The organism is Leptolyngbya sp. Heron Island J, assembly GCF_000482245.1.
In the GTDB taxonomy this organism is placed as follows: Bacteria; Cyanobacteriota; Cyanobacteriia; order Phormidesmidales; family Phormidesmidaceae; genus Leptothoe.
In genome coordinates, this window is the sequence record NZ_AWNH01000057.1 from 43,867 (window position 1) to 59,452 (window position 15,586).

At 44.2% G+C, this 15,586-nt stretch carries 9 protein-coding genes and 1 riboswitch; of the genes, 7 read left to right on the forward strand and 2 right to left on the reverse strand.

Annotation, left to right across the window (positions count from 1 at the left end; genetic code table 11):
• Positions 1 to 66: 66 nt before the first annotated feature.
• A riboswitch (cobalamin riboswitch) is annotated at positions 67 to 282 on the reverse strand.
• 211 nt (positions 283 to 493) lie between these two features.
• Complete coding sequence (locus N836_RS55710) at positions 494 to 1,474, forward strand: phosphotransferase enzyme family protein (RefSeq protein ID WP_023073538.1); 981 nt, start codon at positions 494 to 496, stop codon at positions 1,472 to 1,474.
• Here N836_RS55710 and N836_RS55715 read toward each other — a convergent pair.
• Positions 1,471 to 2,712: a response regulator gene (locus N836_RS55715; RefSeq protein WP_023073539.1), complete on the reverse strand. Its 1,242-nt coding sequence runs from the start codon at positions 2,710 to 2,712 to the stop codon at positions 1,471 to 1,473. The genes N836_RS55710 and N836_RS55715 overlap by 4 nt on opposite strands.
• Before the next feature lie 1,397 nt (positions 2,713 to 4,109).
• Here N836_RS55715 and N836_RS55720 point away from each other — a divergent pair.
• The 6 genes from N836_RS55720 (at position 4,110) to N836_RS55745 (ending at position 14,638) form a co-directional block, all read left to right on the forward strand.
• Positions 4,110 to 5,996 (forward strand): methyl-accepting chemotaxis protein, encoded by a 1,887-nt coding sequence (locus tag N836_RS55720; protein ID WP_023073540.1) that lies wholly within the window; start codon positions 4,110 to 4,112, stop codon positions 5,994 to 5,996.
• Positions 5,997 to 6,246: 250 nt separating this feature from the next.
• Positions 6,247 to 9,318, forward strand: a complete 3,072-nt coding sequence (locus N836_RS55725; RefSeq protein ID WP_023073541.1) for a hybrid sensor histidine kinase/response regulator — start codon at positions 6,247 to 6,249, stop codon at positions 9,316 to 9,318.
• Positions 9,319 to 9,346: 28 nt separating this feature from the next.
• Positions 9,347 to 10,420: a chemotaxis-specific protein-glutamate methyltransferase CheB gene (gene cheB / locus N836_RS55730; protein ID WP_023073542.1), complete on the forward strand. Its 1,074-nt coding sequence runs from the start codon at positions 9,347 to 9,349 to the stop codon at positions 10,418 to 10,420.
• A gap of 37 nt (positions 10,421 to 10,457) precedes the next feature.
• Entirely contained in the window at positions 10,458 to 11,558 is a 1,101-nt protein-coding gene (locus N836_RS55735; RefSeq protein ID WP_023073543.1) for a CheR family methyltransferase, read from the forward strand.
• 9 nt (positions 11,559 to 11,567) lie between these two features.
• A complete protein-coding gene (locus N836_RS55740) occupies positions 11,568 to 12,656 on the forward strand; it encodes a chemotaxis protein CheW (RefSeq protein WP_023073544.1) in 1,089 nt (362 codons plus the stop codon).
• A gap of 608 nt (positions 12,657 to 13,264) precedes the next feature.
• Positions 13,265 to 14,638, forward strand: a complete 1,374-nt coding sequence (locus tag N836_RS55745) for a hypothetical protein (RefSeq protein ID WP_152532170.1) — start codon at positions 13,265 to 13,267, stop codon at positions 14,636 to 14,638.
• Positions 14,639 to 15,056: 418 nt separating this feature from the next.
• Here N836_RS55745 and N836_RS55750 read toward each other — a convergent pair whose 3' ends face one another.
• Complete coding sequence (locus tag N836_RS55750) at positions 15,057 to 15,410, reverse strand: response regulator transcription factor (RefSeq protein WP_023073546.1); 354 nt, start codon at positions 15,408 to 15,410, stop codon at positions 15,057 to 15,059.
• Positions 15,411 to 15,586: the final 176 nt, after the last annotated feature.

The window sequence follows — 15,586 nt, forward strand, 5'->3', positions numbered from 1 at the left end:
CTTGCCAATGGAGTCTTGAACGCACAAAGAAAACTTGATTCACTATCCGTACCTCGCAGATATTGTTTGGGGTAATCAGCATCGGCGGGCATTCTGACTCAGAGGTACGACTCCATCCAGGCTAAAACCTGAATTCTTTTCCACGACAAGACTTTAAGCCTTGGGCGCAGTAAAAGGTCAGAACCTGCTTCACAGCTGCGGGACAGTGGCAGATTTTCACTGCGCTTTCCCCGTTAACTCTAGCGGCTGTTCCCCGCTAGAACCGATTCAGTGGATAGGATCATATCACACTGCTCCAGTCAGAAATATTCAGATTTTGGTGATTGCTAGGATAGTTCTAAAGAGGAGCTATATGCATAACTGGCCAACGCGTTGCACCTGTCGTGAAGGACGAAAGAGTGAAGACAGAGGAATAAAGATGATGTCTGAGGTAGGAACGTTTTCAGGATCTAAACTGTTCTAGTCAATCCGTCATCGTCTAGAGAGGTAAACCTTGGACCATCGAGACTTAACAATTGCAGCAGCTGATTCTACCCTCAGTACATCTGAGCTCCTGCATAAAGTAGTGCCTCACTATCAGCTGCCCACTCCCAAGATCTGTGAGTTTTGGCACAAGGGCATCAATGATACCTATAAAGTATCTTCTGAAAACGAGAGTTTTATATTGCGGGTATACCGAAATAATTGGAGAACACGCTCAGCTATAGAATTTGAGCTAGACGCCCTCATACACTTGCATAGGGCAAATGCTGCTGTTGCCACACCGATCGCCAGAAAGGATGGTGAGTTTATCACCCCGATCATGGCTCCAGAAGGAGAGCGATATGTTATCGTCACCCAATTTGCTCCGGGCTCTATCTTAACGTTTGAATACCCAAGCGATGCCATCCTGTTTGGACAAGCCGTGGCCGAAATACATCATTGTTCCTCAGGGTTTACGTCTCGGGCTAGTCGTGCTCCTCTAGATCTTAACTATCTAATTAATATTCCTTTAGTGAATATTCAGCCGTATCTATCCCATAGACGTTCAGACTGGAAGTTTCTCTGTGGGTTAGCCACTCAGCTTTCTATTATCATCAAGGCTACAGATATGGATACCCTTGACTATGGTTTTTGTCACGGTGATTTACATGGAGAGAATGCCCATGTCTATGGCGGCAAAGTCACGCATTTTGATTTTGACTGCTGTGGTTTAGGCTGGCGCATCTATGACCTGGCTACCTTTAAGTGGGTCATGCAGCTGTTGGGAAAAGAAGAACCGCTGTGGTCCAACTTTTTAGACGGCTATCGATCCAGACGAAAGATCACTGATTTAGACTTAAACCTGATTGAGCCGTTTATCGCTATGCGAGACATCTGGTTTTTTGGACTCAATGCCAGCAATTCTTTAGCACAGGGCCAGCTCAATGATTGCTATTTTGATCTTCATCTGAATTTTCTCAAACAAATTTCCAAGCAACTCATTGTGCCTTAATTGGGGCTTGGTTGGAGATATTTACGAATCATGCTGATGAGTTCGTTAGGTTCTGGCGGCTTCACTAAAAATTCTGTTGCGCCAGCCATACTGGCCCGCGCCCGATCAACTGGCTTACTGCGCCCAGTCAGGATAATAATCGGTGTATTTTTAAAGACTGGCGTGTCTCTTAAAAATCGACAGATATTATAACCATCAGCATTGGGTAGCATGACGTCCAATAATATGAGACCAGGCACATGCTCAATCAACTGAGAAAACCCCTGCATGGGTTCTTGAATAATCAGGGTACGATAGCCAGCCGTGGCCAAGATTTTCTTAAGGCTGTGGGCCAATACGGGACTGTCATCAATGCAGGCAATTAGCGGCTGGCCCGCTTCTTTTTTGGGTGCAGGCGCAGACTCAATGAATGATGAAACGGGTTTTGCCGGTTTTGCTGAAATGACTGATGATGACAAGCTCCCTAGTTTACGGGACGCCGTTGCCGTCGCTGCAGGAGTTGGGGGTGTCGAGGAGGCTGGTACTGAGAGTTTAACTTTGGATAACGGTAAGTCAGGTATAGTCCTCAACTCTAATGCCTGATCTTTAATCAGGGGCAGCAGATGCTGAGTGACCTCTACAACAGATTTATCAAGCTTTGTGGCAATATCCCATAGCGTGTTTCGGCCAGTGAAATATTGGTGGGGCAACGGCAATCTTTGAGGCTCTACAGACCGTTTCAGGATTGGAGATAGACTGGGGGTAAGCCCCGTCAATCCCGCCGCCTGCCATTGCTGTCGCAGGTTTTTGACTTTGCTATGGGTCATCTTGGTTTCCCAAGTAGATAGCGCTAGACTTCGAGATACTTGAGAGAGGGGCAATGTGCTTGGCTGCCAGTGATGCTGGAGAAAATTACACAGGCTTAGCTCAAATAAGCATTCTTGCATAATCGTACGAATCATCAGTTTGGCGCGAATCAAACTTAAATGTTGTTGACTCACTCCCATATCAAGCCACTGTATTTGCCAGGGCTGATCAGCTGACGGTTGTATCTCCGTATTAGTCCAACTAGCATTAGGAAAATACTGTTCAAAGTTTCTGTTCCAGTGTCGAACAACATGCATATTATCAACAGCGTAGAGCAATCGGCCCTGGATAACGGTGAGCTTCCAGCTCAACTGTTGATCACTGAGGATTAAGTGTCCATCAAGATTAGTATTGGGAAGCTTTAACAGTTGAGTCAGCTCTGTAATTTCCATCTGCGACAGTAGTTAAACGTGAGGTAGTTTCAAAGAAATTTCTGATTTTATAACGCTTCTCGATTGAGATGAATACATGCTGGGATAGGGGGCAAGGGGAATGTATTCAAGGCGCATAAAATCGTACATAGGATTCACAGCAATCGTTTTAAGAGGGATCAACTATGGTGACTGACTTCTTAGAGGAGGTTTTAGAGGTAGCATTCAAATTTGATCAGCTACCTTAGTCAGAAAGAGTCCTAAACTCCCAATGAAGTCAATTGGAAGTTTTCCAAGTTTTTGGGGAGTTCTATCTTGAAATCTCTAAAATTTGGTGGATTTAAGAGGCCTAACCAGCATATTTGATACTTTTTATCCAATTTTTTAACCAATAATCATGGGCGGGGCCAATGAGACTATGAATGATATATAACCAGCAAAACATTCACTTAAACAGAATTGTAGTCAATTTAAAGAAGATATATTTTCTGAAAATAATAGCTTAGTCTGCATTAACGACTAACCCATGACAGCTTTAGTTATAAAATCTGGATCTCAATTAAACTAATATCACTCCACTTACAATCAGCAATCTTTTCAAAGCCAATCGCCTTTGGTCAGGCAAAGTACTGATTTTTCTTTTAACTTAATCCTATCAACAACTTTTTTAAAGATGTAGTAAAATCAGCTGCAATCATTTATCGATTTTCTAATTACAGGGTGAGATTAGAGGGAAGCTTAAACAGTTTTTCACAGGGATTAACCATTAAGCTTTTACAGTGCTAAGCACTTGAAATCCTTGAAGAAAAAGGATTTTCAGGCATTCTCATCTACCAACACGTATCTTTTCTGACTCCTTTATAAGGTTCTAATAGCGTAGCTTCAATGAATTGAATTCCCTATGGAAGCTATCTCTATTGTTTAGGATCTAAAGGAAAAAATGTCGCAAAAAATACAGTTTACATTACTTATTATTGCTGAGTTTCAGCAAATCCTGGCTTATTTAGAGGGTTAATCGTCTAATTTAACTCGCACTTTTCAATAAATAAGAAAAAATTCATTTTTTGACCTGTATTCATAGACTTATGGATAAGAAAAATTTCATCTTTAGTCTGTACTTATAGACTTATGGATAGGAAAACTTTCATCTTTAAATTGTTTTTATAGCGCTTAAGGTTTTTATCGAGTTTTTTTATCTTCTTGCATGTTTATCCTGATTCTTGCTCATTAGGAAGTCATGTTTTGATGCGTCTAATTAAAGTTGATGGCTTTTGTTAGAGGGGATAGTCAACAATATTGGCTTTAAAGGCTTAAATGCGCATTAAACAGGCGGAATTACAGCGTCTTCTCATTCTTTGCTCCTAATTCTCGATTTTTGTCTAATTTTTTAGTTTCTTACTCTCAGAAGATCACTCACTATGTTTGCAAATATCTTTGGCAGTTTCCAAAAGCTTAAAATCCAGCAGCAGCTTCTACTTCTGATCATATTGAGCGCCGCAATTCCCGCCTCAGCCGTTGGACTATTGGGTACAACCTCTGCCAGTAGCGCTCTAGGCAATAATGCGACCGAAGCACTGAAGGAAGAGGCCCAGGAAAATACTGAGAAAATTGATACTTTTTTAACCGGGCTCAATGAGGATGTTCTGTTTATGAGTAAGCTGCCTCCGGTCCAGGGGATGATTCGTGCTCGGGCCAATGGTGGTAACGATCCTGAAGATGGTTCTTCCTATGATGAATGGGCTGGTCGTCTGCAGGACGTCTTTAAGAGCATTATGGAGGAGAAGCCTCAATATATGCAGCTGCGATATATTGATGAGTCTGGTGAAGAGCTGGTGCGGGTAGATTCCGATGGTACTTCAGTTATCCCCATTCCCGCAGATCAGCTGCAGAATAAAGGGGACCGAGGCTATTTTACTGAGACGGTCTCGTTATCATCCGGTAGCGTTTATACATCCCCCGTGAATCTCAACCAGGAACAGGGAGAAATTGAAGTACCCTTTAAACCGGTTATTCGCTACGCTACGCCTGTATTCGATGCATCCGGCCAACAGCGGGGTATCATCATTTCTAATGTATTTGCCAATAAGTTTTTAGAGTTTCTGAGTGATTCAGAGGAGTTGAAGTCGGAGGAGCTACAGCTGGTTAACCAGGATGGTTATTTTCTTGCTCACCCAGACCCTGACAAGTTGTGGGGATTTGACTTGGGTAAAGAGGAAACCTTGGCAACTGAATATTCCCCAGAGCTGGCGGAACAAATCCTCTCCAGTGAGTCGGGCACTATTAACGTAGGTCAAAACATTCTTGCCTATAAGCGGTTTGTCCCTAATCCAGAGCGAGCTTATGCACTGACTGCGATCGCAAAAGTACCCCGCAGTGAAGTATTTGCCTCGGTTACTTCATTCAAACTTTTCGCCGGTTTAACAGTTTTATTATCTCTGGGTCTGGTGATTCCATTTGCGATTTGGCGTGGACGGCAGTTGGTATCGGTACTGGAGAAAGTATCCTCTAACATTGCCACCTCCACCCAGGAAATGGCCTCCACCGTGGCCGAGCAAGAACGGATTGCCAGTCAGCAAGCCGCTTCGGTGAATGAAACCACCACCACTATGGATGAGCTAGAAGCCTCTTCTCGTCACGCTGCCGAACAGGCTAATGCAGCTGTTGAAGCGGCCAAGCTGGCCTTTTCGGCCTCAGAAGAAGGCGCTGATTCGTTGAGTGCCAGTTTGGAGGGAATGTTTAGTTTGGAGAGCAAGGTGGATGCGATCGCAGAGCAAATCGTAGACCTCAGCAGCCAGGCGGATCAAATTAGTAATATCTCCCAGCTGGTGATTGACTTTGCCAACCAAACCAACATGCTGGCGTTGAACTCATCGGTTGAAGCTGTCCGAGCCGGGGAACATGGTAAAGGATTTGCTGTAGTTGCCAACGAAATTCGTAAGCTTGCAGACCAAAGCCAGCAGTCAGCTGACAAAATCAACAACTTGGTTTCTGACATCCAAAAAGCAATTAACGAAACCGTGATGGTGACAGAAGAAGGTACCAAAACTGTGAAAACAGGTGTAGAAATCGCCAAACGCACAGAATCAGCCTTCAATCAAATCCAGGACTCTGTCAACCAGGTGGTGCTCAACAATCAGCAAGTGTCACTGAACCTCAAACAGCAGGTAGACGCCATCAAACAGGTTGTCAATGCGATGGAACTCATTAACCGAGGCGCTAAGGAAACGGCTGGTGGTTTGAACCAAACCAAAATTGGCACAGAGCAGCTGAATGAAGCCGCTCTAGATCTGGAAAAAATCATCTAGGCCACCTCACTGCCTAACGCTTCCCTGGCTGAGTCAGGGAAGCGTTAGGCAACCGACCAAATATTAGGATTGTCTGGATTTCCTCCTTGAAACCGGCAATATAACAGATGAAGAATTAGTGAGAACAATTTAGAGGCCTGAAAGTTTGCGATTTCAGGGATTTGCCTTCTGCTTCTGTTCTTCGCCATATCCCTAAATTTATGCAGCAAAGCCGCATCCACCGTAATCCTTAACCCGATGACTCAAACGCATGATGATCCAAGATGAAGAACTGCGCAGCCTCTATCAAGAAACCAGCACACAGCGACTCAATAACCTCCAATCCAGTCTGCTGCAGTTAGAAGAAGATCCCCATAACCCAACAATTCTCGAAGACATACGGCGAGAAATTCATAGTCTTAAGGGCGACTCTAAAGTCATCGGTCTAGATACTGTTGCTATCCTAGCTCAGGAACTAGAGGAGGTAGTCAAAGCCCTGCAACAACAGCATGCTGAGTTTACTCTGGATATCAGCGATTGCTTTTATCAGGGCATGTATGCCATTAGTCAACTTGTCCACGAAGTGGTCACGGGTGAACCAATTGACATCGATTACAACCAGACCCTGGATTTTCTCAAAGCAGTTGCCGCCTCGACCACCGTAACACCAGTTGCCAGCCCAGACTCCACGACCAAAACCCTTTATATTAGAGACGATGAACTACGGGAGATCTATCGGATTACCAGCGATAGTCGACTGCAAGCCCTAAAAGCTAGTCTCCAAGAGCTGGGGCACAGCCCGGACGATGCCACCACCATCGAAGTGCTGCGACGAGAAACCCATAGTCTCAAAGGTGACTCTAGGGCGGTTGACATGGACGAGATTGGCGATCTTGTCCATGTTATTGAAAAGATTGTCAACGATCTTCAACATCAGACCATCCCCTTTAGCGCTCAGGTCGGTAGCTGTTTGAAAGATGGGTTAGAGGCCATCGACCAGCTGGTCCGTGAAGCGACAACAGGCGAACCAAGCCATGTGGTGCTGCCTCAAGTGTTTGAACGACTGGGTGAAATAACAACAGCGTTGGAGTCGCCAGCGTTGGAAGCGCCAGGCGTAACGCTTCCTGAACCCGAGATGATCTCCAGTGCCAGCGTTATTGCTGACCCTGAACTGCGACAAATTTATCAAACTACAACCGAAGAACGTCTCCAAACACTAGAGTCCAATCTTCTCTATTTAGAGCAGAATCCTGACGATCAGGAGTCATTATCAGTACTGCTGCGGGAGGCCCATAGCCTGAAGGGGGATGCCAGAAGTGCGGGGCTTAAATCAGTAGAAGCCCTCACCCATAGGGTAGAGGATATTCTGATTGGCATTCAAAGTCAGACTCTGGAGCTGGATGCAACGGTTAGCGATCGCTTGTATGAAGGTTTAGATGCGATCTCCTACCTGGCCTATGAAGCTGTCACTGGTGTATCCGCCAACGTCGACACCAAACAGCTCCTAGAAACTCTGGCCAAAGTCCTACCGGCAGCCACCACTACGATCGATGTCGAGCCAGAAACCATCGCGTCACCACTAGAGCCCACTCCAGAAACCGAACCGCCATCACCAGCGACCAGCAATAAAGACACCCCTCAAACCGATACTCTTCGCGTCCAGCTACGCGATCTTGATGCCCTAACCACCCAGGCAGAAGAATTAGCTGTCACCCGTATTCAAATCGCCCAAACCTCGACCCAAACTGAGCAACTGATGACGTTGTGGGACGAATGGCAAGCCAACAAAGGGAAACCGCAGGCTGTCTCAGGTCCGTCCTATGAAGAGCGTTTAGAAACCCTGATCTTAAATTTAAGATCCACCCTGCAAACTAATAGCACTAAGCTCGAGCTAGTCTCCGAAGAGTTAAGAAATCAGGTTCGTAGACTACAGCTGCTGCCACTATCCACCCTTTTCCAACCTCTACAGCGTGTAGTTCGTGATCTAGCCAAACAACAGTCCAAAGCTATCAATCTCGTAGTTGAAGGCGCAGAAGCTACCAGTGACAAGCGGCTATTAGAAGGCATTAAAGACTCATTAATGCATCTTGTGCGCAATGCCATCGACCACGGAATTGAAACATCAGCTGAACGTGAGACCTTGGGCAAACCCGCTGCGGCTACCCTACGGCTCAAAGCCTATCAAACGGCTATCAGCCTAATTATTGAAATCACAGACGATGGTAGAGGTCTAGATCTAGAAAAAATTAAACAAACCGCAATTAAACGGAAACTCTACAGCTCAGCTGAACTGGATGCCATGTCCACCAGCCAAATCCAACGGCTAATTCTGGCCCCCGGTTTCTCAACCCGTAACTTTATTACTGAAATCTCCGGCAGAGGTGTGGGGCTAGATGTTGTTCGCAACCAGGTAGAAAACCTCAAAGGAAGCATTCAGATTGAATCTACCCCCGCTCAGGGCACCACGTTTCGCCTACAGCTGAGCACAGCTCTCAGTACAGCCAATGTGGTCTTAGTGGAAACCCAGGGCATGATGTTTGCTGTGCCTATTGAATTTCTAAAAACAACATTACTGGTCTCTCCTCAGCAAATTGTGACCACCGATGGAGAATACACAATCATGCTAGGGGACGAAGCGGTTCCAGTGGCCAATTTAACCGATGTTTTAGAGCTGTCTAGCTCCCCCATCTATGACTGGGTGGCTAAACCAGGCTTGAGTGTCGATGATACCCGGCCTTGCATGATCCTCAATGTTGGCCATGAACAAGCCGGCTTCTTTATCGATCGGTTAATTAGCCAACAGGAAGTAGTCAGCAAACCTTTGGGTAAGATCCTCAAGCGGGTTCGCAATGTTTCTGGAACCACCGTTTTGGGTTCAGGAGAAATCTGTATGATTCTCAACCCGCCAGATCTACTCAAGTCCCTACAGCAACAATCGCTATCCGAAACACTAGCGACAAATAAAGCAAACACACAGAAAAAACCTGTCATTCTTTTAGTAGAAGACTCGCCGCCCGTTCGGATTCAAGAAAAACGATTGTTTGAAGGTGCTGGCTATGTAGTCGTCACAGCTAACAACGGTCTCGAAGGTTATAACACACTCCAAAGTGGCATCTTTGATGCCGTTGTCTCGGATGTAGAAATGCCCTACCTGGATGGGTTTTCCCTGGCCACTAAAATTCGTCAACATCAAAAGTTTGACAATTTACCTATCATTCTAGTGACCACGTTAGACTCGGCTGCGGATCGCCAACGCGGTGCCGACGCGGGGGCCAATGCCTACATTCTGAAAGGTCGATTTAACCAAGAGGCACTTTTAGAAACCTTAGGCAAACTGATCTAGTACCTATCTATATTATTCTTAGCACCTGATGCCTATTCGTGTTCTAGTTGTTGAAGACTCGCCCATTGCCTTGGCAATTCTCAAAAAAATTCTCAGTTCATCACCTGACATTGAAATCGTGGGGACAGCACGCAGCGGAATGGAAGGATTAGAACTGATTCCTGAGGCATGTCCCGATGTGATTTGCACCGATTTTTTCATGCCCCATATGAATGGTCTTGAATTCACATCCCAGGTCATGCTGCGCTACCCGCGACCTATATTAGTGGTCAGTGCCTCAGTGCAAGAGGAAGAAGATACCCATCGTATTTTTCAGCTGCTAGAGGCTGGAGCAGTAGATATTTTACCTAAACCAAAAGCTGGATTAGACAGCGACAATATCCGACTTAAGCAAGCTCTTATTAATAAAATTAAAGTACTATCCGGCGTCAAAGTCTTTAAGAAAAAACACGGAAAATCTCAGCCTCATTCAGCATTTAACCGCCATAATCGAATCGCCTCATCCATAAAACTAAGTAGCAGACCAAAAATTTTAGCGGTGGGCTCTTCAACCGGTGGTCCCCTGGCATTACAAAAGGTATTAGCATCACTACCCCCAGATTTTCCACTACCGGTAGTCTGTGTGCAGCATATCAGCCTTGGATTTTTACAGGGACTGATAGATTGGCTCAGTGAATCCTGTCATCTCCCCATCCAGATCGCTCCAGCAGGAGAACGCCCTAAACCCGGTAACATTTACTTTCCACCTGAGCGCCAACATCTAGAGATTGATCGCCAAGGTCGATTTGTTCACTCAAAATTACCTCCTGTCGATGGGCATCGTCCTTCTGTGACCACCTCATTTAAATCAATTGCCGGATTTTATGGACGTCGAACCATCGGAGTTTTATTAACAGGAATGGGACGCGATGGTGCAGATGGCATGAAAACTATTACTGATGTCGGTGGTCTAACCATTGCCCAGGATGAAGCAACGTCCATCGTATTTGGGATGCCCAAAGAAGCTATTGCTCTAGGAGCTGCCCAACACGTTTTACCTATCCAAGCAATTGGACCAACAGTTTTAAATGTTGTGCAACAGTTTGTGCTCGGTCCTCAATAATCAATGTTTATCTTTACATCTAGAGTAAAAACTAATCGTGCCACCCACAGAGTCATTAAGTCCAGAGCTGACTCAAGCTTTTATCCAGCTAATTGTCAAGCGTACTGGCATCATCATTAGAGAAAGCGATCAGACAGCCTTTGAAGAAACGATTTCCCAAAGAATTAAACTCACAGGTTCAGATTCCATCGCCGCATACTATCGATTACTCGCAGCCGAGACGTACAAAAGTCAGGAGGAATGGGACAGCTTAACCACAGAAATCACCAATACCGAGAGTTTCTTTTTTCGGGATAAGGGGCAGTTCAAACTACTCAAAAATCATATTTTTCCAGATTTAATTAAGCGCCAGGCGCAGACAAAAACAATGCGTATTTGCAGTGCCGGTTGTTCAACCGGTGAAGAGCCCTACTCCATCGCTATGCTGCTATACGACTTAATCCCAGACATCAAAGAATGGAACCTGACAATTTTAGGAGTAGACATTAACTCGATAGCACTGGAGAAAGCCAGAGAAGGAATCTATCGCCCCTGGTCCTTTCGAGGAGTTGATCAAGATATTCAGAAACGTTTTTTTAGGCAAACAAACGATCACTATCACATTAGTGATGATATCAAAACCATGGTCAGTTTCCAGACTGGCAACCTCCTTGATAATTCATCCTCAAATCCCTTCTGTCACGTCAAAGACATAGATTTAATACTGTGTCGCAATGTCTTTATTTACTTTAGTAGTACAGCGGTTAAAACAGTTTTAGATAAATTCTATAATGCCCTTTGCCCCTTGGGTTATCTCCTCGTAGGACATGCTGAGCTTTACAGTCAAAACCCCGACAGATTTTGGGTCAAAATGTTTGAAGAATCGATGGCTTACCAGCGACCAGGAGATACAACTACCCAGCCAATAGCCAGCCGGTCATCAGCTCTCCCCCAACAGATCCCATCTCCAACAGCAACAACTGAAGATCAGCTTCAGACTCTAGATAATTCCCTAACAGGTGTTAACCTGCAAATGCAAAAAGCAGCCTTAAATCTTCTCCGGCAACTCCCTGGGGAAACTAGAATTGCCAAACTTGGTAATCTCACAGCCTCCGAGCTGATTCAACAGTACGAACAAGCCTTAAAGAAAATTGATTAGAGAAACGTTATGGAAACATCTTATTGCCTCTTTGAAATCAACCAGTGTCAAGGTGCAGTCAACGCAGCCTATGTTGAAGAAGTATTTGCTTTGCCAGAGCTTGTACTTATCCCCAATGCGCCCCTGAGTATTATCGGGGTTCTTGATCGTCGCGGAGAAAGCTTACCCATTGTTGACTTCCGAGTTCATGATGAGTCCCAACCACGACATTACCAACTCAGTGACAGCATTGTTGTGCTCAAACAAGCAGATTTAAGCATCGGTATCATTGTTGACTCAGTGAAAGGAATTCAAGAAATATCTACATTAGAGGTAAATACTAATATAGATAAACAGCATGAGACATCTAATCTTGATCTAAAAAGATTTTTTTCAGGCATGGTCACAGATGAAACTGACATTTTTATTTTAAATGCCCCTCAAGACTGGTTCAAAACTGGTGAAATTCAGCAGTTTATCTCTGTTACTCGCTTTTTAGTTGATGATTTCTATAGCTCCCAAACTGAGCAATCTATCTCTGAAGCACAGGTATTGAATGCTGATTCCAGCATGACATTTGCACCTACGGCAACCCTGGAGGAGAAAGCAACCTTTCGTCAGCGAGCTGAAAACTTGAGGCAGTCAATTGATGAGGAAGGTGCAACTACAGAATCTAGAGCCTTAATCGTGGTCTCTTTAGACGACAATCTTTTTGGCATTGACTCCGGTCTGGTTCGAGAGTTTATCACAGTTAATCAGGCAACTCCAGTCCCCTGCTGTCCAAAACACATTATTGGAACCGTCAATTTACGGGGCGAAATTTTAACTGTTATCGATATTGCCCAGCTCTTAGGGCTACCATCAAAGGCAATCCCAAGACTACCTAAAGCTATTGTCGTAGAGTATCAAGATATTCTGATCGCTATCTTCGTAGAAGATATTCGGGATGCACTCTTTTCTGCCAACCCAAGCGACATCCAAGAAGTCGCCGATAACTCTCTGAGTATGGGCAGCACCTATGTTCAAGGACTAGTGTCCTATGGGGAACAGGTGATGCAAATATTGGATCTGCCAACGCTTTTAGGCAGCAGTGAACTTGTAGTTAACGAAATCCTCTAAACGTCTTTTAGGTTATTCACTAAAGACAAAAAAATCAGCAAACAAGCATGGCATTACATGGATAACCAGATGCTTAAAATTTAGTGATTAATGGATATTTGATAATTAAGCTTATGGACTATTTTCAATGCGTCTTATAGGCTATTTTCAATACATCTAATCCCAATAAAAAACTGTAAAAATTTATCGGAAATACAACTACAAATATACATTTGTATGCAACCAATAAAATAAGAAATTTCTTATTTTATTGGTTAGAAAAACTGCGATATAAGAGGTTGTTTATTTTTATTGACCAAGAAAAATAAACGTGTTTTCAAGGCTTTCACGCCCAGCAGGATAAATCTCAGAAAACATTTTAAAAGTTAACAATATCAGGCCTCCATGACGCTTTAAGTAATTTCAAGGATGGTTTATTGTAAAAAACTACATGCCATACGAGTAAATACTGGGAGAAGATGCCTAATTCTGATAATTTTGATCAAATTCATCTAAGTAATATCAACAATTTACCTACTTGTATTAAATTTTCTGCAGTCTTGATTACAAAAACTGCTTAATTTATTAAGTAATATGGCTTATGTACATATATGAATCTGGGCTTTACCATGACTCTTTCGCTCCCAAATCAAGAGCAAGCTCTGCCTGATCAGTCACCTAATCCCAAGGAAACACCGACCCGCAAGAGAACCTTTCTTTTATGGTTTTTAGTCCCCGCGCTTATTTCAGGCTCGGGGTTTTTATTGTTCATTAATCGCTATAGCAATAAAAACATCGAACAGATAGCGCTCCAAACACCAGCGGAAGATGCCACCTTCGTTGGCTCAAATATCAGTTTTCAAGTCGGCGAGAATTACCAGACAGATGTCGCATTTGACATTGCTGGCCCTGATGGAGAAACAACCCTTAACCTGCGTGATATTGACCTTAGCCGGTTTATTCCCCAAGTGCCAGAGTTTGCTAAGGATGATCCTGCCTTGACACGATGGTTTTTGACCGAACGTGAGTTTAATCGACAGCGGGTTATATTTTCTGCTGGTTCTGAACATATTGATATTCCCGGAGGGTTTGGTGGTTATAGTGCTGACCAATTGTCAATTGGCCTAACTAATAACTGTTTAGGCGCGGGTTACTGGGAACTCGCAATCTACGCTGAAACGCCGACGGGTAGAGAAACGATTTACCAGGGATATTTCGACTTCTCTCGGGGTGCTTATGCCGATATGGTGGCTGAACTTAACCCCACCAGCTATTGGTCCCAGGCGCGTACTATGGAAGCTTGGCCAGGCTTTGGTTTCCTCAAAGGTATGCAGTTTGATCTGAGTGCTTTCAGAGATGTGACCAAAGAATCGGAAGTTACTGCTACCGATTTAGCTAACGAAGAGATTATGGCCCTCGGGGAGCAAGATAAAAAGTCCAAGCTAATTGTCGGAGAAATCCCTGGAACTACCTGGGCCGATCTGCGAAGTTCGAATATACAGTTTCAAAGCTTTGTGCCTCCTGGTATCTATGAGGAAAATCGGTTGTGGGGCTCTGACTATAGCCAAATTGAAACTCTTGATAAGGTGATCGGGCGAGAAATTGAGTCCCCTTTGACCACTGAACCTCTCAAAGAGGTTGAAATGGTATTCAATGGCAGTGAAGGTACACGTAAGTTGATCCTCACTGGGTTGGACGTGGAAGCAATTCCTCAGCTAGCTTCCGAAGATTACAGTGATGGCATTTATATGCCCCTAGGATTTGGGACACCCTTTACCCAAGACTATGAGGATTTAAAGCGGATTAATCCAACTGAGCATCCCTTTATGAGTGTGGTGCTTGATGGTGACAATCGTGTTGTTGATTATCGCATCGACATTGGTCTCAATGGTGTTGTACTACACCGAGATCAGGTGAATCCCAACCTCTTACATGTCTATCCGATGTCCTATGAGAGAATTACGCTGGTGGGGCACTACACGATAGACCTGGCAGAGATTTAAGTGGATCAGGTCTGCTTGATCAAAGAGAATAGGCAATTTAACTGATTCTGGGACAGATAGGAATGAAGATGAAAAAAGGGGGACGGAAGAAGGATGGAAATGATTGCAGTCACGAGGTTTCATGGCTCTAAATTTTCCTTGCTTATCCTTCATCTGTTATCTTATTTGCCCCATGCTTTTAACTGTTAAGCTTGTGCGTGTTTGGTCTATAAAAAGTGAGAGTCGTTCACTCAGTGGCTGTGGTAGTGAACACTCTTACTTTCTTTAGTGAGAACTATCGTGGAAAGATAGAAAAATGAGGACAAAGGAATTAGAACAATGCTTGCAGCGTCCTAGTTTTAGGACACTGAATTATCCTGATAAAATGTGTCGACTATTCACCCCCCATAGCCTATAGGTAGAGTTTTTTGTTTGTAGATTATACGTATGAGCGGACACAACTTAATAGCTCACTGAACCTGAAAGGTTTACTGATGTAGTCGTTAGCTCCTAGGGCCAAAGATTTTTCACGCTCATCGTCACCAGCACGAGCGGTTACTACAATCACAGGAATTTGTATACCTTGGGCGCGAGTTGCACTCAAAACAGACGTACCATCAAGAACAGGAAGTCCTAAATCTAGGAGAACCAGATCGATCTCTCCTGAGGCAACCAGTGACATTGCCTGAATTCCGTCTGCAGCTACCTGGATTTGATAGCCTGCTCGCCGCAATCCCTTAGACAAAAAGGCGACGATTTGGGGCTCATCTTCGACAATCAGGATAGTTGCCACAACAATAACCTTTGGCTGTAATAAACGAATTTATTTTGACAGACTGCTTAGGGACCTAGGCAGCTTGTCAATGCTCTTTAGCCATAGTATGACGCTTAACCATTAGCTACATAGTGGCAACAACACATACAGGCTCAAACACTGAGATATTTCAGCTAAATGCACATGGCTAAATC

Bases quoted from the DNA above. Each gene is read 5' to 3' on its own strand.
- N836_RS55715 (WP_023073539.1), bottom strand. From the start codon at position 2,712: ATGGAAATTACAGAGCTGACTCAACTGTTAAAGCTTCCCAATACTAAT.
- N836_RS55720 (WP_023073540.1), top strand. From the start codon at position 4,110: ATGTTTGCAAATATCTTTGGCAGTTTCCAAAAGCTTAAAATCCAGCAG.
- N836_RS55725 (WP_023073541.1), top strand. From the start codon at position 6,247: ATGATGATCCAAGATGAAGAACTGCGCAGCCTCTATCAAGAAACCAGC.
- cheB (WP_023073542.1), top strand. From the start codon at position 9,347: ATGCCTATTCGTGTTCTAGTTGTTGAAGACTCGCCCATTGCCTTGGCA.
- N836_RS55740 (WP_023073544.1), top strand. From the start codon at position 11,568: ATGGAAACATCTTATTGCCTCTTTGAAATCAACCAGTGTCAAGGTGCA.
- N836_RS55745 (WP_152532170.1), top strand. From the start codon at position 13,265: ATGACTCTTTCGCTCCCAAATCAAGAGCAAGCTCTGCCTGATCAGTCA.